The following is a 20307-nucleotide window of genomic DNA, read 5'->3' as shown; positions in this document are numbered from 1 at the left end:
CGGCGGCATCGTGCCCGGGTCCCTTGCTCACTCCGGCGGTCCACGCCTCGGCGGTGGCTGGGTCTTCATGCGCTCGTATTCCTCATCCGTGAAGACACGGCTGCGGGTGAGGAAGCGCACGCCCAGGGGCGACTCCAGGCTGAAGCCCGCGCCCCTTCCTGGCACCACGTCCAGCGTCAGGTGCGTGTGCTGCCAGACCTCGAACTGCGCGCCGCCGATGTAGACGGGACAGTCCTCGACGTCGCCCAGGAAGACGTCCCGCTGACCGACACGGAACTCCCCCGCCGGATAACACATGGGCGCGCTGCCATCGCAGCAGCCACCCGACTGGTGGAACATCAGCGGCCCATGGGCGGCACGCAGGGAGCGGACGACGGCGGCGGCCTCGGGCGTCATCTCCACCCGGGCCACCACCTGCCCACCCGCGCCGGGCTCGGCACGGGTGTCGCTCATCAGAAGAACCCCATCGCCTTCGGGCTGTAGCTGACGAGCAGGTTCTTGGTCTGCTGGTAGTGGTCCAGCATCTTCCGGTGCGTCTCGCGGCCGATGCCCGACTGCTTGTAGCCGCCGAACGCCGCGTGCGCCGGGTACAGGTGGTAGCAGTTGGTCCACACGCGGCCCGCTTCGATGGTGCGGCCCGCGCGGTACGCGGTGTTCGTGTCACGCGTCCACACGCCCGCTCCCAGGCCGTACAGCGTGTCGTTGGCCATGCGCATCGCGTCGTCGAAGTCCTTGAACGTGGTGACGCTCACCACCGGTCCGAAGATCTCCTCCTGGAAAACGCGCATCTTGTTGTTGCCCTGGAACACCGTCGGGGCCACGTAGTAGCCACCCTCCAGGTCGCCCGGCAGGCGCACGCGCTCGCCGCCCAGGAGGAGCTTGGCGCCCTCCTTCTTGCCGATGTCGATGTAGCCGAGGATCTTCTCGAGCTGGTCATTCGACGCCTGCGCACCCAGCATCGTCTCCGTGTCCAGCGGGTTGCCCGGGCGGATCTTCTTCACGCGCTCCAGCGCCCGCTCGATGAACTGGCCGTAGATGCGCTCACCCACCAGCGCGCGGGACGGACACGTGCAGACCTCGCCCTGGTTCAGCGCGAACATGGCGAAGCCCTCCATCGCCTTGTCCAGGAAGTCGTCGTCCTGCGCCATGACGTCGTCGAAGAAGATGTTCGGGCTCTTGCCGCCCAGCTCCAGCGTCACGGGGATGAGGTTCTCGCTCGCGTACTGGAGGATGAGCCGGCCCGTCGTCGTCTCACCCGTGAAGGCGACCTTCGCCACGCGGGGGCTGCTGGCCAGCGGCTTGCCCGCCTCGACGCCAAAGCCGTTGACGATGTTGAGCACTCCCTCGGGCAGCAGGTCCTGGATGAGCTCGGCCAGGACGAGGATGCTCGCGGGCGTCTGCTCCGCGGGCTTGAGCACCACGCAGTTGCCCGCCGCCAGCGCCGGCGCCACCTTCCACACCGCCATCAGGATGGGGAAGTTCCACGGGATGATCTGCCCCACCACGCCCAGCGGCTCGTGGAAGTGATAGGCGACGGTGTCGTGGTCCAGCTCTCCCACCGTGCCTTCCTGCGCGCGGATGCAGCCAGCGAAGTAGCGGAAGTGGTCGATGGCCAGCGGCAGGTCCGCCGCGAGCGTCTCGCGCACCGGCTTGCCGTTGTCCCAGGTCTCGGCCAGCGCGAGCATCTCCAGGTTCTGCTCCATCCGGTCGGCGATCTTCAGCAGGATGTTCGAGCGCGCCGTGGGCGACGTGCGGCCCCAGGAGACTCGCGCCGCGTGCGCCGCATCCAGCGCCAGCTCGATGTCCTCCGCCGTGGAGCGGGGAATCTCGCAGAAGGCCTTCCCCGTCACGGGGGAGATGTTTTCAAAGTACTGCCCGCGCTTCGGCTCGACCCAGCGACCTCCGATGAAGTTCTGGTAGCGGGACTTGAACTTCACCTTCGAGCCGGGCTGGTTGGGGGCGGCGTAGATCATGAACGCTCTCCTTGCGGGTGGGGCTGCGGGGAAGCCCCCTCCTCCAGAGCAGCGCGCATGCCATGCCCCGCACGGACGACGTCGCGGCGCGTCGTGTCCCGCGATGCGACACCTTCGTCCGGACACGTGGCGCACCTCGCGACAGTGTCGCGTCCCGATGTGCCACCGCCTGGATGGAATGTTCCGCTCGCGTCAGGAACGAGGAGGGAGCTTCAATCCGAACCGCTCCACCATCCGGTACAGCGTGCTGCGCGCAATCCCCAGCAGCCGGGCCGCGCGGGCCACGTTGCCGCCGCTGCGCGACAGCGCCTCCAGGATGGCGTGGGCCTCCAGCTCGCGCAGGCCCGTGGCGCTGACAGGCTCGACACGAGGCGCGGGCGCGGGCGCCCGATTCAGCTCGGAGGGAAGCGCGGCCAGGCTCACCACCGCCTCTCCTCCCGCTCGGACCAGGGCCAGGCGCAACACCGTCTTCAGCTCGCGCACGTTGCCCGGCCAGGTGTGGGCCCGCAGTCGCGCCAGCGCCTCGGCGGACAGCGTGCTCGGCGGATGGCCTCCTTCGACGCACAGCTCGCTCAACAGCGACCGGGCCAGCTCCGGCAGGTCCACCCGCTCGCGCAGCGGAGGAAGCCGCAGCATCGCGCCCTGGAGGCGATAGTAGAGGTCGCTCCGGAAGGTGCCCTCGCGCACCGCCTCGTCGAGGTCTCGACACGTGGCGCCGATGAGGCGGAAGCGTGATTGCCGCACGCGCGACTCACCCACGCGCGAGTACCCGCCATCCTCCAGCACGCGCAGCAGCATCACCTGCAGCGCCGAGGGCATCTCCGCGAGCTCATCCAGGAAGAGCGTGCCACCATCCGCCGCAGACAACTTCCCATCCGCCCCGCCCGAGCGAGCCCCCGTGAAGGCGCCCGGCGCATGGCCGAACAGCTCGCTCTCCAGCAGCGTGGCGGAGAGCGCGCCGCAGTTGACGGCGACGAAGGGCCCGGATGCCACCGCGCTCGTCTCATGCACCGCGCGCGCGAGCAGCTCCTTGCCCGTGCCCGTCTCCGAGAGCAGCAACACCGGCAGCGTCGTCGGAGCGAAGCGCGCGGCCTCCCGCAGCGTCGCGCGATGCTCGGGGTCACTCCCCTTCAGTCGAGCCCAGACGCCTTCATCGGGAGTGGCCTCCACCACCGCGGACGGCATCCGCGCCGTGACGTGCGTCGCGCGGGGCTCCAGCCGCACCAGCACCGCCAGCGCCGAATCCCCCTCCCCCACCGCCTCCGCATGCACCCGCCACGTGGCGCCCGACGGCTGGTGCCGCGCCTCCAGCGCGTGGCCTCGCAGCGCCGCGTCCTTCAAGGCCCGCCAGGACAAGCCGAGCACCCGCCCCGGCGCCGCGTCCTCCCGCGAGGGCTCCACGCCCAGCAGCGAGCGCGCCGCCCCATTGAGTCGCCGCACGCGGCCTGGCGGCTCGATGAGCAACACGGGCCCATCCTCGCGCGACAGGCGCGCATCCAGCCCTCCTCGGGCCGCGGTCGCCACGCGCGCCCAGGCCACCTCGCGCAGGCGCGCCTCCGCCGAGTGCGCGATGCTCGCCACCGCCACCAGCACCAGCGGGTCCGCGCCGTTCGCGGGGCCCGTGACGTCCAGCACGCCGATGACCTCGCCGAACGGGTCTCTCACCGGCGCCGCGTAGCAGACGAGCCCATGGTGCCGCTGCGCGTAGTGCGCGGGCCCCACCACGGCCACGGCCGAGGACTCCGCCAGCGCGGTGCCAATCGCATTGGTGCCTCGCGACACCTCGTCCCAGCAGGCGCCGGCCACCAGTCGGACGTAGTCGGCGTGATCCCTGAAGTCGCCCCCCGCGCCGCGCGTGGCGAGGATGACGCCCTCCCGGTCCGCCAGCAGCGCCACCCGCCCCGAGGGCATGGGCGCGGCGGCGAGCACGTCCAGGATGTCGCGGACCTCGTGCCACACCGGCTCCAGGCGGGCGCGACGCTCGATGAGCGCGACACCGGCGACGCTGGGGCCCTCGTCTGGCAGGCCGGTGCTCGGAGCGCCGAGCGCGCGCGAGCGCTGCCACCGGGACAAGATGGGCGGGGCCTCCGGAATCGAGGCCACCTCCTCGTCGAGCGCGCCGACGAGGAACTGCTCCCACAGGTGCGCGGAGGCGCTGAGCGTGAGCGTTCCCATGGGACGTGATTATTCGGCCAGTCCCCACGCCCACGGCAACCCATGGCCTCCCCGAAACGCAGCTGCTGAACCAACGCAGTGCGGCGTCCGGGAAGGCCAGGGGCCTCCCACCTGACTACTTGTCGGTGGCGTCCTCAATCTTGTCGCCCGCCTCCTCGGCGGCATCCTCGACCTTGTCGCCCACCTTCTCGGCGGCGTCCTCGGTCTTGTCCGCGGCGCGCTCAGCATCATCCTTCGCGCTCTCACGGGTGTTGCGGTGGCAGCCCACTCCGAACGTCAGGGAACCCACCACCAGCGCAACCAGAATCTTCGCCTGCACCGTCAGCTCCTCGCGTGACAACACCGGGGCATCGCGCCTCGGTGCCGCATTGTGCGCGGGAAACTAGTCACGACCCGCCGGCTGCCAAGTGGTCACCCGTGAGCTTTTCGTCGGGCTCACAGGCTCAAAAGACGCAATAGCCATTGGAGCCGCAGGTGCCCTGCAGGCCCTCGCACACACAGTTCCAATCTCCGCCACAGCGGTAGTCCGTGCACTGCGAGCCAGGGCCCCCGCCACCAGGGCCGCCGCCGCCCGGATCCGGGTACGTGTACTGGCAGTAGAAGTTGACGCAGACAGCGGTGGCCGCCTCGGGGCAGTTGTCCTCGCAGTTCCAATCTCCACCACACCGGGCCGGCCCACAGGTCAGCAGCGAAGTCTGGCTGCTGGAGTCCTCGCGAGAGACCAGCTCCTCCCCTGACCCGGCGAACGCGGTCAGCGCGGTCAGCGCGAAGGTGAGCACCACGGCAAGGCTCCAGGGATGCGACAGGCGACGTGAAGTCATGAGCGGCTCCTCCAGGTGACCCGCCCGGGCTGCACTCCAGGTCCCGTACGGGGAGTGCGAGACTAGCACTCCTGCATGGAGACGCTCGCGCGAGGCTTCATGAGTCAATCATTCGCCGTCAGGGCGAAGTGCCCGCGACGGCGCCCGGCTCGGCGAGCCACTGCGCCAGCGCCTTCGCGTCGAGCGTCTCGAGCCCCGACTTCTTGGGACCGCAGCGCACCCCACCGTCGCGCTCGCGGACCCGAGGGTCTCTGGCGAACACCACGACGACCGTCTCGCCCTCGGGGCTCACATGGGTGACCACGTGCTGCGCCTCCACCAACGCGTGAAGCGAGGGCTTCGCGAGCAGCTTGCGAGTGAGCTGCTCGACGGGTGTCCCCGCCTGGACCAGCTCTCGGGCCTCGTCGCACAGCCAGCTCGAGGTCCGCGCGCCCTCCAGCTCGAAATGGGGCCATGAGCTGCGCACCAGACGCGCGCGCCCCGACATCAGCCAGCCCACGTGGTGGCCGATTCCCACCGAGGCCATCGTCGCGGCGAAGAGCAAGACGACCCCCAGCAGCAGCGACGCGCTCCAGCGCGGACGCCACGCGGAGGCCTCTGGAGTCTCCACATGAAGCTGACGCCACAGCCACCGGAGGAACAGGTGAGCGCCCGCGCCGAGCATCGTCGCCACGACGAGGAACTCGACGATGGCGCCCCACCGCAGCGTCACCTCCGGCACCACCTCCTGGAGGAAGGTCAGCCAGCCGAAGGCGAGCAGCAACGGCACGCTCATGACCCAGACCTGCCCCATGCAGAGGAAGAGCATCATCACGGCGACGACGCCCAGGAACGCCACGCCCTTGTAGGACTTCACGGCGCACCCTCCGCCACGAACGCGCGGTGGATGTCCTCGACGGGAAGGCGCCGGAGGTCTCCATCGGTGAAGAGCACCCAGCGCTCCTTGCCGAAGAGGCCGGGCTCGTATGCCAGCGGCGACGCGGGCGCATCCGCCTTCTGTCCGCCGATGTAGATGAAGTGCAGACCGGAGTCCCCGAGCACCTTCCAGCGCGCGGCGGGGAGCTCCGTGCCCAGGTCGCTCTGGGGGAAGTCGCGCCCATGCTCCGCGGCATAGGCCCACAGCGCCACGCGCAGCTCATCCAGCCGCTGACGCCGCGCCTGGACCAGCAGGTCCGCGTCCGAGGGCGGCGGCGCGGGGATGACCTGGTACGTGACGCCCTTCTTCTCCCAGGCGCCCGGCGTCATCAGCTCACGGCCACCGGCAATCATCGACAGGACGAGCTGAAAACCCAGCCCGAGCAGGAACACCAGCGCGAGCGACGCCCGGTAGCTCAGCTTCGGCAGCCGGGGCACATCCCGCCGCAGCCAGTTCCACAGCCCCCAGACGCCCAGCGACACGAGCAGGAAGATGGCGATGAAGAAGGAGATGGCCTCCAACCGCTGCTCGGCGATCTCCGTGAGCGAGAAGCTGGGCATTCCCGCCAGGGCCACGGCCGGGGTCAGCAGCAGGAACGAGAGGAGGGGCTTTTTCACGCGCACGACGAGCAGTCTGCCTTGCTCGGGTGACAGGAAGTCAACCAAGGGGCCGGCTGTGCTGGGCGACCGGGCCTTCCAGGGCATCGCCCCCGAGGGTCTCTGCGTTCAAGGGGAAGGCACATCCTGAGACGAGCGGGACACCCATCGAGGAGGACCGACGATGCGCACCTGGAATCAAACCTGGCGCTGGCTGCGCCTGGGTGGAGTGAGCGCGGGCGCGCTGCTGGCGTCACTGGGCTGCGCGATGGGGCCCGAGGAGTTCGGTCCCCAGGTGAAGTCGAACGCGACGACCCTGGGCAGCAACATCTCCATCTTCCGCGATGTGATGGCGCCCTATGGCGAGTGGATCCAACTCCCCGAAGTGGGCTGGGTGTGGCGCCCCGACGCGAAGCTCGTGGGCCTGGACTTCGTGCCCTACGCCACCAATGGCCAGTGGGTGTTCAGCGACTGGGGCTGGACGTTCCAGAGCGACTGGGACTGGGGCTGGGCCCCCTTCCACTTCGGCAGGTGGTTCGTCACGCCCTCGGAGGGCTGGGTGTGGTGGCCCGACGACGAGTGGGCCCCTTCCTGGGTGGACTGGCGCTGGGGCGAGGGCCTCGCTGGCTGGCAGCCCATGCCCCTGCCGGGAATGAATGTCCGGAGGCCGTGGACCTTCGTCGCCACCAGCGACCTGGTGCAACCCGATGTCAGTCGCTACCTGGTTCCACCCGACCAGGAGGCCGCGCTGGTGGGGAAGACGCAGCCGGTGGGCGAGCGCGTGACGGGACGCACGGGCCAGTGGAACGTGGGCCCCGCGCCCGACGAGGTGGCGAGCGCCACCGGGGCGCCCGTGCCACACACCGGCCCCATCGCGCCGCCCACGGGGCAGCCTCCCATCGCGGGGCCCCACGCGGCCGCGCGATGAGGAGCACGCCCACCACGAGTCGTCACGACACCGCGTGCCCCTCGGAGGAGACCGCGCTCCGGGCGGGCGCGTCGGTCCGAGCCTCCCAGGTGCGCACGCTGGCATCGCGATAGCGCACCATCCGCCCCAGGGAGGGCTCCCACAGGTTCAACCGCAGGCAGTGGATGATGTCGCGCGGGCTCAGCGTCGTGACGTGCGGATGCTGGAGCTCCGGGATGGCCGCCATCGCCTCGGGGAGTCGGTAGAACGGGATGCGCGGGTTGAGGTGGTGCACGTGGTGGTAGCCGATGTTGCCGGTGAACCACGCCATCACCTTGCCGCAGCGCAGGTAGCTGGAGGCCTCCAGCGCGGAATCCGCGTGGGTCCACTGGTGCTCCGGCAGGATGCGGACCTCGTCGAAGTTGTGCTGCGAATAGAACAGGTACGTGCCCAGGGCGTACGCGAGGAACAGCGGGCCCACGAAGGCGACCAGGTACACGGCGGGCCCGAAGAAGACCCAGAGCGCCACGGACAGGGCCACGTGCACGCCGAGCGCGAGCCCGGACGTCCAGTAGCGCTTCGGGTCCTTCACGAAGGGCACCAGGCACAGGCTGATGAGGAACGCGGTGACGTAGCCGAACAGGATGGTCACCGGGTGGCGCTCCACCACATAGCCCAGCCGCTGCCAGCCGGAGGCATTGCGCCACTGCTCGGTGGTCCACGTGGCGAACGTGCCCGCCGAGTCCGCGGCGATGCGCGCCGTGTTGGCGTGGTGATGGTTGTGCGTGTCGTTCCAGATGCGCGCGGGCGTGAGCGTCAGGATGCCCTGCACGTGGAAGAGGACCTTCGCCCAACGAGACGAGGGCAGCAGCGCGCCGTGCATGGCGTCATGGAAGAGGATGAACGCGCGGATGAGGACGAGCGCCTCCAGCACGCCGCCCACCACACGCAGGGGCCACCAGGGCGCGGCCACCGCCAGCGTCACGGCCGCCGCGAGCGCGGCATAGGTGGCCGCCAGATTCCAGCCCGAGCGCGCGACATCCTGCACGGCGAAGGGGCGCGTCCGGGCAATGAGCTCCTTGCTCGACGGCGGTGCGGCTCGTTCCATTGAGAGGGGCTCCTGCTGAAGTGGGGTGTGTCCGGCCCTGTGCCGGAGATGAGGAGCCAGCGTTGTCCCATCGCCATGTCACGCGCGGGTCAGCCGTTGAAACGACGCACGCGGAGGCCGGGATGACGCGGCTCGCCGTGCGCGGTGTGCAATGCCATGCACAGTCGCGCCTCCCTCCTCACCTGGCGACCAGGAGGAGAGGGGCCTGGCTTCCTGGTGGGATTGGGTAGAATCGGGAACTGCTCACTGTTAGGTCGAAACGTTCTCCAAGGAGCAGCCGTGTTCCGATTCGAAACCGACCGGGACCTCATCCAGTCCTTCCGCCCGAGGGACCGCCGCGTCATGGAAATGCCGCCGGGTCTCACCTTCCCCTTGTTCGTGCGGGACTACCTGGCCTGGACGGAGACGTCCGGCGCGCGCGTGTACCTCGTCTTCTCCGCGCCTGGCAGCCACCAGCCCATCGGCATCATCTTCCGACGTGATGTCGGAGGTGGCCCCGACATCTCCCGCATGTGCGAGTGGTGCCACGACTACGGCTCGTCGGTGGACCTGCTCACCACCGACGTGAACAGCAAGCGCCGCGTGGGCATCAGCCTCTGTGTCGACCTGCGCTGCAAGGACAAGCTGGAGGACGCGGCCAACCGCGCGGGCAGACACACGCTCGCGTCGTTGGATCAGCTCCGGGCCCACATGTACCGCTTCGCGAACGAGGCGCTCGGCATCGAGGCCAGGCCCTCCGCGCCCGCCGCCTAGCAGCGGCTAGCCGACGGAGGCGTTGGCCCGCTGCACCTGCGTCACACCGGGCAACATGGGCGAGGGGTTGAGGGCCTGCACCAACAGGGACCTCAGCGCCTCGCCCAGGTCGTCCACCACGCTCAGCGCTCCCGCGGGGGCGCCCTGGAGCGCGGCCGGGACTTCGGCGCCCACGACGACGATGGGCATGCGCGCTTCCCACGCCAGATAGTGCGCCAGCCCCACCGCCGGCTCGGACACGTCCAGCAGCAACGCGCCCACCGCGCCCGCGCTGAAGGGCCGCCACAGGGGCTTGGCTGCCTCGGCCGGGGGCAGCGTGCAGAAGTCCAGCCGCAGCACCTCGCTCAGCACCAGCCGCCCCAGCGTCCCGAAGCCGCTCTTCACCGCGGTGGGCTCCGCCGACAGCGCCTCCAGGCCCGGCACCCGCGCCATCACCCGCCGCGCCGCCGATGCGCCGCTGCCGCACACGAATATCTTGGCGGTGGCCACGCGTGACGGCGCCTTCGTGCGGAGGATTCGACCGCGCAGCGCGTGCACCTCCGCCGCGCCCAGCAGCTCGTTGGCGTTGGCGTCCGTGCCATTCACGTCCGCGGGCCTCGCCACCCCGCGCTGAATCAGCGTGGACAGCACGCTCAGCACTTCCAGGTCCGTGGCGGGCGCCAGGTCCAGCACCTCACCCAGGGCGCGCGGCTGGCGCAGCAGGTCCATCACCTGCGCCGTCACCGGGTGCTGGTCCTGCTGGAAGGCCACGTCCGGCGCCAGCATCAGCCGCGTGTGGCGCGGCGGCAGGCCCGGCATCAGGCGATTCACCTCGTCCGACTGCCGCATGCCCTCCAGCAGCGCGTCGTCCATGGCGCGGTTGATGCGCGCCTTCGCGGCGCTGGCGCCGGGGGAGAAGGTGAAGGTCCCATCGCCCCAGGCCAGCAGGCGGAACAGCGCCTTCTCCCCCTCCACGCGCCCCAGCTTCGCGTTCACGGGGCGGCCCTCCACCACGTGGATTTCACCGCGCTCGTTGCCCCGCTCCAGCGAGAGCTTCCCGCTGCGCCGGTTCATCCCGAGCAGCTGCATCAGGTCCGGGATGCTGAGCTGACTGAGCGAGCCTTCGATTTCCTGCTGCTCGACCTTGAGGTCCTTGGCCGCCTCGTTGCGCCGGAAGATGTGCTCGATGCGGCTGAGCACCTCGTCCAGGTTGAAGGGCTTGCGCAGGTAGCCGTCTCGCAGGCCACGGTACCGGTCCCCATCGAAGCTCGACGTGGTGAGCACCACCGGGATGTCTTCGGTGCGCGGGTTGGTGCGCAGAATCTGGATGAAGGTGCGCGCCTCCAGCAGCCGACAGTGCTCGTCGAACAGCGTGAGGTCCGGGTGGCGCAGCACCGCCACCTCCAGCGCTCGCGAGCCATCCGGCGCGTAGTGCACCTGATAGCCCTTGGTGCGCAGCGCGCGGGACAGCGCGCGCACGGACTCGAGGTCGGGGTCGGCGATGAGGATCTTCCGGACCTGGGCCACGGGTCGCTCCGCTTCGTGTCAGTAGGGCTGCAGGTCGTATTCGGCCTGCAGCTTGGAGATGAGCCCGTCCACCACGGCGGTGTCCGAGGTGTGGAAGCCCCACGTCGCGCCCCGCCCCCGCCGCTGGATGAGCGCGTAGGCCGCGCTCTCCGACAGCCAGAGGATGAACTCGTGCCGGGACACCCGCTCGTCGCCCTCCAGGAACACGGGCGTCAGCGCGGGGTGCGACTCCAGGTCCACCCGGCGGCCCAACAGATAGATGCGCGAGGACAGGTCTGGCGGCGCCGACTCCAGCCCCGCGGCGATGGGCAGGTCCGCGCGAATCTCCGGCCCGCCCACGTACAAGAGGCCGCGCGTGCCCGGGTCTCTCGTCAGCTCGCGAGCAATCTCGGCCTGGAGTTCGTCGAAGAGGACATCCGCCACCTTGCCTCGGCGGCTGGGCTCGGCGCGCTCGTCCACCGGCAACCGGGGGCTGTTGGGCGTGCCCAACAGGAGGTCCACCTCGTCCCAGAACGGCAGCCCGTCCAGCATCAGCCGCCGCTGGAGCGACGCGCGACGCTCGTCCATGCGGCGACGGCAGCGGTGCACCAGCTCGTCGAAGTCCTCGCCGTCCTTGGGGAAGGTGCTGGCGCCGCCCACCAGGGCCAGCGGCAGGCGCGACTCCACGTCCTGCACTTCAGGCTCCTCGCGCACCGCCGCCACCGCGCGACGCACGAACATCATCGCGCCGAAGAAGTCCGTCTCCGGCAACAGGAGGTAGAACTCCTGGTCGCTCGCCTTCGCGATGACGTCCGAGTCGCGGATGATCTTGCTCAGCGCGCGGATGATGCCGCGCACCGCCTTCTTCGCGTCCGCCGCGCCCTGGCGCACGCGCACCAGCGGCAGGTTGTCGATGGAGAAGGTCAGCAGGGAGAAGGTCCGGCCATACCGCCGCGCCTTGTAGATCTCCTTGGAGGCGTAGTCGGTGAAGTAGCTGAGGTTGTAGGCCGCCGTCTCGCGGTCCCTCAGGCCCAGGCGCTGGAGCGCCATCATCCGCCGGCCGTTCTTCACGCTCACGGCGGCGAAGTCCGCGAGCACGCGGGCATCCCGCGAGTGCTCGGCGCGGAAGTCCCCGGTCAGCGGGTCGGAGAGCTGCGCGAGGCCGACGATTTCTCCGGAGACCATCAGCGGCACGTACAGCACCACGGAGCGCTCATCCCGCGCGAACCACGGCTGCGCATCCCGCAGACGCCCCGCCAGCGGTCCTTCGGGGTTCATCTTCTCCGCGAGGAACTGCTTGTCGAGCAGCCCTCGGTACGCGCGCAGCACCAGGTCTCCCCGGTCGTCCAGCACCCACAGCGCGGCGCTCTGCGCGTCGCACACCGCGGACAGCTCCGAGATGATGCGCTCCTGCAGCCACTCCAAATCCGACTGGGAGATGAGCTCCAGGCAGCGCTGGTGCAGGTTGTGGAAGCGGGCGAACTCCAGATTTTCATCACGGAGCTGGGTGCGCTCCCGGCGCAGGGCGGCGCGCTCCAGGGCGCGGTCCACCGCGAGCACCAGGTCCGCCTCTTCGATGGGCTTGGCCAGACAGTCCGCCGCGCCCGAGCGCAGCGCCATCTCCGAGCCCTTCACGTCGGTGCGCTGGCTGACCAGGAGGACTTCCTGGTCCGGGTCTCGCTCGCGAAGGCGCGCGGTGAGCGCGAAGCCGTCGACGCCCGGCATCACCACATCGGTGATGACCAGGTCGAAGGGCGTGCGAGCCGCCTCCTCGAGCGCCAACGTGCCGTTCTCCACCGAGACCACACGGTGCCCATGACGGGACAGCATGTCGCTGGCGAGCTGGCGGAAGAACAGGTCGTCGTCGACGACGAGAATGGGACCGGCCACGCGCTGTCTGACCCGGGTGCGAAGGGGGAGGTCGGAGGTTACCGGCCCCCAGCAAGCGCGACAACGCCCTCGAAGACGAAGGCGACAGGTCCACGGAGGCGGATGTCGGACAGGTCGGCCGGCACGCGGATGCGCAGGTTGCCTCCCGGCAGGGTGACGCGCAGCCAGGTGTCCGAGGGCAACCGCCCCGCCAGCACCGCCGCCACCGCCGAGGCGCAGGCCCCCGTGCCGCACGCCTGGGTGAGCCCACAGCCCCGCTCCCAGACGACGACGGTGAGGCCGTCCTCCTCCACCCGGACGAACTCTACGTTGGTACGGTCCTGGAAGGCAGGGTGCCGCTCCAGCTCCGGCCCCAGTCGAGGCGCGTCCTCCAGAGGCTGGTCCAGGAGGACCAGGTGGGGATTGCCCATGCTCACCGCGGAGGCTCGAAGCTCGGGGTGCCCTGGCAACGGAAGGTCCAGGAAGGGCTTCCCCGTGGCGCCCGATGGCAGGTTCGGGGCCACGAGCCGTGCTGGCCCCATGGAAATGTCCACCGCGACCACCCCGCCGTCACCGTAGCCAGGCATGCAGGAGAGCACTCCCGCGCCCGTCTCCACGTCGATGCGACCCGGGTTTTCCCCGGACTGGTCGACCAGGTACTTCACGGCGCAGCGCAGGCCGTTGCCGCACATCTCCGCGATGCTGCCGTCGGCGTTGTGGACGACCATCCGGGCCAGGCCGTGCTCGGAGGGGAGCAGCGCGAGGACTCCGTCGGCGCCGATGCCGAGCCGGCGCTCGCACATCCAGCGGGAGGTCTCCGCGTCGATGTCCACGCCGGACCGGCGACGGTCGAGGACGACGAAGTCGTTGCCCAGCCCCTGGTACTTGAAGATGCGTTCACGAACGTCCACGAACGCAATCCTAGCCGGGGGCCGTCACTCGCGCTCGTCCGCCTTCTTCGGAGGTGTCGGCTCGGGCATATCGAGCGCGGGCACGGCGGTGCGCGGGGGCTTGACCTGGGGGATGGTGGGGGCCCGGACGGGGGTGCCACCGGGAGGGGTCAACGCCACGCCCGTGCGTCGGGACAGCTCGCTCTTCACCGCGTTGATTTCCGCGTTGGCGCGCTCGTAGAGGTCCTGGACGGGGTTGCCGCCGGAGCGGGCCACCTGACGGCGCAGGGTGCCCAGCTCCGTCTCCTGGGCCTGGAGCTTCTCCTGGAGCGAATCCACCTCCGACTGGAGCTGCTCCATCTCCGCGGCCATCTCCAGGACGGCGTCCGTCTGCGAGGCGGCCCTGAGCTCCTCGGTGGCCTTGAGCAGCTCGTTGCGCTCGGCCTCCAGGGCGGTGAGGCGGGTCTGCTGGTCCTTGATGAGCGGCTCCAGCCGCTCTCGCTCGAAGCGGTCCTTGAGCAGGTCCTGCTTCTCGGCCGTGAGCGCCTGGGCCTGGTCCTGGAGGCGCGTCAGCTCGGTCTTCAGCGTGGCGAGTCGGTCGGACGTGGTGCCATCGCGCTGCGCGAGCTGGCGGCGGGCTTCCTCCAGCGCCTCGGAGGCGCGGGTGCGCTCGGCGCGCTCGGAGTCGAGCAGGCGGACCGCGTCCGTGGAGGCGGTCTCCAGGGCGGTGATGCGGCCTTCCAGTCGGACGCGGGCGGCCCGGGCGACGGTGAGGTCCGATTGGAGGCGCTCGCGTTCAGACTCGGCGCGAGACAGGCGCTCCTGCACGGACTGGAGCGCGGTGGCGCTCCCCGTCGTGGCGGTCTCAAGTTCGAAGAGGCGGGCTTCGAGTTCGACGCGACGGGCCTCGAAGTCCGTGGTGGCCGCCGCGAGCTTCGTGGTGTGCTCCTCACGCAACGCCTCGGCACGAGCCTGGAGCGCGGTGAGTTGGGACTCCAGCTCGGCGCGCCGGGTCTCGGTGTCGACGAGGCGCGAGGCCAGCGTGGCCTGGGCCGTCCGCTCCGCTTCGAGCCGGGACTCCAGTTCCGTGCGCTCGGCACGCTCCGCTTCGAGCTGCGACGTGGCCTCCGTGAGGCGAGCATCCAGCGTGGCTTGTTCCGCACGGTGTGCTTGGAGCTGCACGTCCGTCTCGGTGCGCTGACGTTCGAGGTGCGCGGTGAGGTCGGCGAACCGGGCCTCCCAGTCCGCGCGGGCCTGTTCCAGCGACTCCGTGGCCTCCCGCAGTCGCGCTTCCAGGCTCGCGGAGCGCTCCTGCTCGACGCGCGCCGACTCGGTGACCCGTGCCAGCTCCGAGCGCACGGTCTCCAGCTCAGCGCGTGTGGTCTCCAGCGTGGCCCGCTCGCTTTCGAGCGTGTTCTCCATCGCGGTGGCCTTGCCCGCGAAGCGCCGCGCCGTCTCGAGCTGCACCATGAGCAGCTCGGCGTTCTCGCGCTGGGCGACCAGTCGCTCCCTCGCGTCCACCAGCTCCTCATCGAGCCGGGTGAGGTGCATGCCCCGGTCGTGCAGCGCGGCCATGGCCCGCTGGAGTTCCATGCCCAGGCGCATCACTTCCTGCCGCGCCGCCATCAGGTGGGTCAGCTCGCCGCGCAGGTCCAGGACTTCCTGGCGCGTGACCTCCAGCGTGGCCTCCGTTGCCTCCTGCGTCCGCAGCTGCTCCCGAAGCTCGCCTTCACGAGCGGTGGCCTGGGCCTGGAGCTCTTGCAGGGCCCACTCCCGCTCGGAGAGCGTCGCGTCCACCGCGCGTTTCGCGGTCTCCGCTTCGCTCAACGCCTGCTCCACGGACGCCAGTCGCGCGCCCATGGACTCCGCGTCGGCCAGCCGTGCATCCAGGGTCGCTCGCAGCTCCCGCGCCGAATCCTCGGCCTGGGCGCGTTCACCGTCCAGGCGCTCCACGCTGGCGCGCAGCGACTGCTCGCGGGCCTCGGAGGCCTCACGAAGCTCCGTGAGGGACTGCTCGCGGGCCGCCAGTTCGGCGCGAACCTGGGCCAGAGCTTCGCGCTCTGCCTGGAGGGCCGCACGCGCCTCGGCATGCGTCTCCCGCTCACGGGTCAGCTCGGCACGCGCCGCTTCCGCGCTCTGCTGCTCCGTCGCCAGCGCGGCTTCCGACGCCGAGCGCGCTGACGACTCATCAGCCAGCGCGGCTCGAACCTGAGCCAGCGCGGTCTTCTCTGTCGACAGGGCCTCGCGAGCCCGAGCCAGCGATGACTCGACCTCCGCGCGCGCGGTCTCTTCGGCGGACAGTGTTTCGCGCGTACGAGCCAGCGACGACTCGACCTCCGCACGCGCGGTCTCTTCGGACGACAGGGCCTCGCGAGCCCGAGCCAGCGACGACTCGACCTCCGCGCGCGCGGTCTCTTCGGACGACAGGGCCTCGCGAGCCCGAGCCAGCGATGACTCGACCTCCGCGCGCGCGGTCTCTTCGGAAGACAGGGCCTCGCGAGCCCGAGCCAGCGACGACTCGACCTCCGCGCGCGCGGCCTCCTCCGTGGACAGTGCTTCGCGCGTGCGCGTCAGCGAGGCTTCCACCTCGGCGCGCGCGCGCTGCTCTCCGTCCAGCCGCTCGTGTACGCGAGCCAGACCCGCCTCGCCGTCACTGCGCTCCTGCCGCTCGGTCTCCAGCTCCGCACGAGCCGCGCTCAGCGCCTCCCGCTCGGACGTCAGCGCGGTCTCGACCCGCACCCGGCCTTCGCGCTCCGAGACGAGCTCCGACTGGAGTCGGGTAGCGGCCTCGTCCGCGACGGAGACACGCGCTCGGGCATCGGACAGCTCGACGGTGAGCGCTTCGCGTGCCTCACGCTCGGAAGCAAGCGACCGGCGAGCCTCCGCCAGCGCCGCCTGGGCCTGAACCTCACCCTGCCCCCAGGACTCGCGCTCCGTGGCCAGCGCCTCTCGGGCCTCGGCGAGGGCCGCATCGGCCCGCTCACGCTGCCCTGCTTCCGCCTGGAGTCGAAGCTGGGTCTCCGACAGCGCCTCATCGGCACGCTTCCGCAGCACCTCGACTTCTTCAAGCCGCGCACGAGCCTCTGTCAGCGCGGCTTCGACGCGAGACTTCTCCTCGGTCTCCGCGAGCAGGCGTGCTTGGGCCTCGGCCACTGTCGCTTCGGCGAGAGCCCGCTGTTCGGTCTCACGCTGAAGCTGCGTCCGGGCCTCGGCGAGCGCCGTCTCGACGCGGGCCCGCTCCTCGCCATCCTCGTGACCACGGCTCCGGGCAGTCGCCAGCGCCGTCTCGCCCCGCGCTCTCGCCTCGGTCTCTTCCTGGAGAAGTGCCTGGACCTCGGCGAGCGCGGTCTCGACACGAGCCTTCGCTTCGGCCTCCGACTGGCTCCGGGCCTGAGCCTCGGCCAGCGTCGCCTCGACGCGCGCCTTCGCCTCGGCCTCCGACTGACCGCGAGCCTCCGCCTCGGCCAGCGCCGTCTCGACCCGCGCCTTCGCGTCTGCTTCTGACTGGCTCCGAGCAAGAGCTTCGGCGAGCGCCACTTCAACGCGCGCCTTCGCCTCCGCCTCGTCCTGGAGACGGGTCGTGGCATCCGCCAGCGTCGCCTCGACGCGCGCCTTCGCCTCCGCCTCGTCCTGGTAACGGGCCGTGGCGTCCGCCAGCGCCGCCTCGAAGCGCGTCTGGGCCTCGGTCAGCGCCGCTTCGGCACGGCTCCTTCGCTCGGCCTCGGCCTGGAGGCGCGCCTGTGCCTCCGCCAGCGTCCCCTCGACATGGGTCCGCTGCTGGCCTTCGCCCTGAAGCTGTCCGCGCGCCTCCGCCAGCGCATCCTCGGCGCGAGTACGTCGCTGAAGCTCGTCCTGGAGCTGGACCTGCACGTCCGCGAGCGCCGCTTCCCAGCGAGCCCGACGCTCCGTCTCCGCGTCCAGGGCCTCCTTGGACTGGGTGAGCGCATGTCGCGCCTCGACGAGTCCCGCCTGGGCCTCCGCGAGCGTCGCCTCCGCGCTCTCCCGACGCCCGTGCTCCGTCTCCAGCTCCGCGCGCAGGGTCTTCAGCGCGGAGCCCGACTTCAGGCGGCCATCGCGCTCCGCCACCAGCGTGGCCTGGACCTCCGCCAGCGAAGTCTCCAACGCGGCGCGACGCTCCACCTCCGCATCCACCGCCTCGCGGGTCCGGGCCAGCGTGGCCTCGGCCTCGACGAGTCGCTGCGCCGCGCTCTCCAGCTTGCCGCGTGAGACGCGCAGCGCGTCCTCGACAGCGGCGCGCGACTCACGCTCCTGGTCCAGCTCTCCGCCCACACGAGCGGCCAGGGCCGCCGTGGAGTCCCGCTCCTGGTGTGCCGTCTCCAGGTCCGACTGCACGGACTGAAGCGAGGCCTCCAGCTCCTCCGCGCGCTCCGACTCCTCGCGACGGGAGCGACTCAGCGTGGAGACCTCCGCCTCCAGCTCCACCACCCGGCGGACCAGCGCCTGCCGCTCCTCCTCCAGCTCGAGCTTGCGCGCCTCCGTCTCCGCGCGAATGGCGGCCTCGGTGCGAGCCTCCTCCGCGAGCGCCTCCGCGCGCACGCGCTCCGACTCCAGCACGCCCTCCAACGCCGACAGCCGGGCCTGAAGTCCGGAGCGCTCCGTCTCCAGCGCCCCCGTCAGTCCCGCCTCCACGCGAGCGCGCTCCGCCTCCAGCTCCGTGATGCGCTGTCCTGCCTCGTGGAGCGACTCCTCCAGCTTCCGCGCGGTGGCCCGAGCGGACGCCTCGCCCTCGGTCAGCGTCTCCAGCTCGGCCCGCAGCCGTGCTTCCCGCTCCCGCGCGGCGACGAGCTCCGTCTCCTGACCACGACCCTCGGCCTGGAGCGCCGCCAGCCGTTCTTCCGCGTCCCGGCGAGAGCCTTCGGCCGACGCCGCCCGCTGGGACGCCTCCGTCAGCTCGCGAGCCGCGCGCGCCAGCTCCGCTTCCTTCACGGACAGGGCCGCCACGGCATCGCGCGCGGCCTCCTCCGCCCGAGCCGTGCCGTCCTTCAGGTGCTCCACCGCCGCGAGGGCCGCCGAGTACTGCTCGGCGATGCGCAGCTCCCGCTCCCGGGCCGCGTCCGCCGCGCGACGCCGGTCCTCGGACTGCTCCCCGGCGCGCTCCGCCAGGAGCCGGTCCTTCTCCCGGTCGATGCGCAGCGTGGTCAGCTCATCCTGAAGCTCACGCACCTGGGTATAGGTCTGCGTCAGCCGCTCCCGGGCCTCCTCCAGGGAGGTGGCCAGCTCCTCGCGGCGCGCGCGCTCCAGCCGGAGCGTCTCCTGCCCCGCGAGCACCTGGACCCCGGCCTCCGCCTGCACCCGCTGCGCGGCCTCGACCTCCAGCCGCTGCGCCGTCAGCCGCCGGTCCGCATCACCCAGCCGCTCGTGCGCGACCTGGAGCTCCAGCTCACGTCGGCGCAGCCGTCCCACCAGGTCATCGCGCTCGCGCTGCGACTCCGGCGTGCCCCGCGCCTGCTCCAACTGCGCGGTGAGCCGCGCCACCTCGTCCCGAGTCACCTCCAGCACGGGCTTGAGCGAGGCGACCTCCGCCTCCCGGTCCGTCAGCTCGGTGCGAAGCCGCGTCAGCGACTCCTTCAACCGCGCGCTGCGCTCCTCCCAGGACTTCGCGCGCGCCACGACTTCGTCCAGCTTGCCTCGGGTGAAGGCCAGCGGCTCCGGCGGCAGCTGCACCCACGTGGGGTCCACCGAGCGCGCGGGCTCCTGCCCGGCGACGACCACGAAGTACGCCGCCTCGCCGTTCTCCACGAGCGAGCCGTCCACCTGGAGCCCCTCGCCTCGCTCGAAGGCGAGCTGGTACCCCAGCACCGGCGACTGCGTGGCCACCTCCACGTGAGGGAAGTGCACGTTGAGCGCATCCAGCAGCAGCCCGTAGGTGGGCGGAACATTCCCTTCCTCCGCCTCCACCAACTGCGGCAGCGCCAGGCCCGCGACGTTGCGCAGCCCGCCCACCAGGAAGCCCTGCTTCGCCACCAGCCGCGCCAGCTCCGCCAAGAGCTCCGGGGCCCGGACGTACGGCGCCAGGTCCGCCACGAGCACCACGTCGAAGCTGCCCGGCTCGAAGTCGTCGTAGATGTTGGCGCGGAAGCGCAGCGTGGGCCCACCGTGCGCCTTCTGCGCGGCCTGGACCGCCTTCACGTCCTCGTCACAGGCGACGACAGCCCGGGCTCCCCGCTCCAGCAGGAAACGCGCGCTCTCTCCTCCGGTGGAGGCCACCGCGTCGACCTCCAGCACGCGGCGACGCGCGAAGAGGCTCTCGGCGAAAATGTAGCGGGGCAGCAGTTCACTGGGCCCCATGCGACGGAATGTGTGATGCATGGGTGTGTTCGGGGGTGGGAGTATAGCCGTGGGCCTCCGCGCCCCAAGGAAAGCGCCAGGGGCGGAAATCAGCCCGGCGCCCGGACGTCAGGAGAGCAGGCGATATGAACGGATCGGCACAGCAGGGCTTTGGCTATCGGGCACGGCGGACCTTCACCAGGCTGCTCGTCTTCTTCATCATCCTCGGACTGGGCGGCGGAGTGGTCTTCCTCCTGTCCCAGCTCAACTCACGCACCTTCACCCTGGCCCCCGTGGACGGCCAGCTCGTGGTGATGAAGGGCCGCATGGCCCCCATGGGCGCCGTCCCCTACCGGCCCGGCGACCCCCGGCTGGCGGACGCCTACGCCCCCATTCCCCTGGAGGGCCAGGACGTCGGCTCCCTCATCCTGCGCAGCTTCACCGAGCGTGACGAGCTGGACCGGGCCCTCTTCCCCCTCCTGGAGTCCATGGCCCGCCCCCGAATCGCCTCCGAGGAGCCCCCCCC

At 70.9% G+C, this 20307-nt stretch carries 14 protein-coding genes and 1 pseudogene; 3 read left to right on the top strand and 12 right to left on the bottom strand.

Annotated features, from left to right (window positions below):
• Window positions 1-27 precede the first annotated feature (27 nt).
• The 7 genes from ACN469_RS17145 to ACN469_RS17115 all read right to left on the bottom strand — a co-directional run bounded on the left by ACN469_RS17145 (window position 28) and on the right by ACN469_RS17115 (window position 6502).
• Window positions 28-453 (bottom strand): DUF779 domain-containing protein, encoded by a 426-nt coding sequence (locus ACN469_RS17145; RefSeq protein WP_498769210.1) that lies wholly within the window; start codon window positions 451-453, stop codon window positions 28-30.
• On the bottom strand, window positions 453-1973 hold the full coding sequence (gene adh / locus ACN469_RS17140; protein WP_498769208.1) for an aldehyde dehydrogenase: 1521 nt from the start codon (window positions 1971-1973) through the stop codon (window positions 453-455). The genes ACN469_RS17145 and adh overlap by 1 nt, the downstream gene beginning before the upstream one ends.
• A 192-nt stretch (window positions 1974-2165) precedes the next feature.
• The gene (locus ACN469_RS17135) at window positions 2166-4148 is read right to left on the bottom strand and encodes a sigma-54-dependent Fis family transcriptional regulator (protein ID WP_498769206.1); all 1983 of its coding nucleotides are present in this window, start codon (window positions 4146-4148) and stop codon (window positions 2166-2168) included.
• Between the two features lie 115 nt (window positions 4149-4263).
• On the bottom strand, window positions 4264-4491 hold the full coding sequence (locus ACN469_RS17130) for a YtxH domain-containing protein (RefSeq protein WP_498769204.1): 228 nt from the start codon (window positions 4489-4491) through the stop codon (window positions 4264-4266).
• A gap of 100 nt (window positions 4492-4591) precedes the next feature.
• Window positions 4592-4969, bottom strand: a complete 378-nt coding sequence (locus ACN469_RS17125) for a hypothetical protein (protein WP_498769202.1) — start codon at window positions 4967-4969, stop codon at window positions 4592-4594.
• 118 nt (window positions 4970-5087) lie between these two features.
• Window positions 5088-5825: a hypothetical protein gene (locus ACN469_RS17120; protein ID WP_498769200.1), complete on the bottom strand. Its 738-nt coding sequence runs from the start codon at window positions 5823-5825 to the stop codon at window positions 5088-5090.
• Window positions 5822-6502 (bottom strand): hypothetical protein, encoded by a 681-nt coding sequence (locus ACN469_RS17115; RefSeq protein WP_498769198.1) that lies wholly within the window; start codon window positions 6500-6502, stop codon window positions 5822-5824. Before ACN469_RS17115 ends, ACN469_RS17120 begins: the two co-directional genes overlap by 4 nt.
• A 163-nt stretch (window positions 6503-6665) precedes the next feature.
• Between ACN469_RS17115 and ACN469_RS17110 the strand changes: the two genes are divergently transcribed.
• Window positions 6666-7409, top strand: a complete 744-nt coding sequence (locus ACN469_RS17110) for a DUF6600 domain-containing protein (protein ID WP_498769197.1) — start codon at window positions 6666-6668, stop codon at window positions 7407-7409.
• A 22-nt stretch (window positions 7410-7431) separates the two neighbouring features.
• On the opposite strand, the gene ACN469_RS17105 is transcribed toward ACN469_RS17110, so the two are convergent.
• Window positions 7432-8496: a fatty acid desaturase family protein gene (locus ACN469_RS17105; RefSeq protein WP_498769195.1), complete on the bottom strand. Its 1065-nt coding sequence runs from the start codon at window positions 8494-8496 to the stop codon at window positions 7432-7434.
• Window positions 8497-8775: 279 nt separating this feature from the next.
• Here ACN469_RS17105 and ACN469_RS17100 point away from each other — a divergent pair, with 279 nt between their 5' ends.
• On the top strand, window positions 8776-9249 hold the full coding sequence (locus ACN469_RS17100; RefSeq protein WP_498769193.1) for an FBP domain-containing protein: 474 nt from the start codon (window positions 8776-8778) through the stop codon (window positions 9247-9249).
• Window positions 9250-9255: 6 nt separating this feature from the next.
• Here ACN469_RS17100 and ACN469_RS17095 read toward each other — a convergent pair whose 3' ends face one another.
• From ACN469_RS17095 to ACN469_RS17080, 4 genes are read right to left on the bottom strand one after another with little or no spacing between them, the layout of a single operon-like run.
• Complete coding sequence (locus tag ACN469_RS17095; protein WP_498769191.1) at window positions 9256-10755, bottom strand: DUF4388 domain-containing protein; 1500 nt, start codon at window positions 10753-10755, stop codon at window positions 9256-9258.
• A gap of 18 nt (window positions 10756-10773) precedes the next feature.
• Window positions 10774-12624 carry a GGDEF domain-containing protein gene (locus ACN469_RS17090; RefSeq protein WP_498769189.1) on the bottom strand — a complete coding sequence of 617 codons (1851 nt, stop codon included), beginning with the start codon at window positions 12622-12624 and terminating at the stop codon, window positions 10774-10776.
• A gap of 38 nt (window positions 12625-12662) precedes the next feature.
• Window positions 12663-13514 carry a diaminopimelate epimerase gene (dapF, locus tag ACN469_RS17085; protein ID WP_498769187.1) on the bottom strand — a complete coding sequence of 284 codons (852 nt, stop codon included), beginning with the start codon at window positions 13512-13514 and terminating at the stop codon, window positions 12663-12665.
• A gap of 24 nt (window positions 13515-13538) precedes the next feature.
• Window positions 13539-19823 carry a methyltransferase domain-containing protein gene (locus ACN469_RS17080; RefSeq protein WP_498769185.1) on the bottom strand — a complete coding sequence of 2095 codons (6285 nt, stop codon included), beginning with the start codon at window positions 19821-19823 and terminating at the stop codon, window positions 13539-13541.
• A gap of 104 nt (window positions 19824-19927) precedes the next feature.
• On the opposite strand from ACN469_RS17080, the pseudogene ACN469_RS17075 reads away from it, so the two are divergent.
• A pseudogene (locus ACN469_RS17075) lies at window positions 19928-20307 on the top strand (IF-2 protein); the annotation flags it as partial.

It is taken from the genome of Corallococcus terminator, assembly GCF_049194865.1.
GTDB lineage: Bacteria > Myxococcota > Myxococcia > Myxococcales > Myxococcaceae > Myxococcus > Myxococcus terminator_A.
The sequence above is the reverse complement of the archived record's forward strand: the minus strand, read 5'-3'. Positions and strand labels throughout refer to the sequence as shown.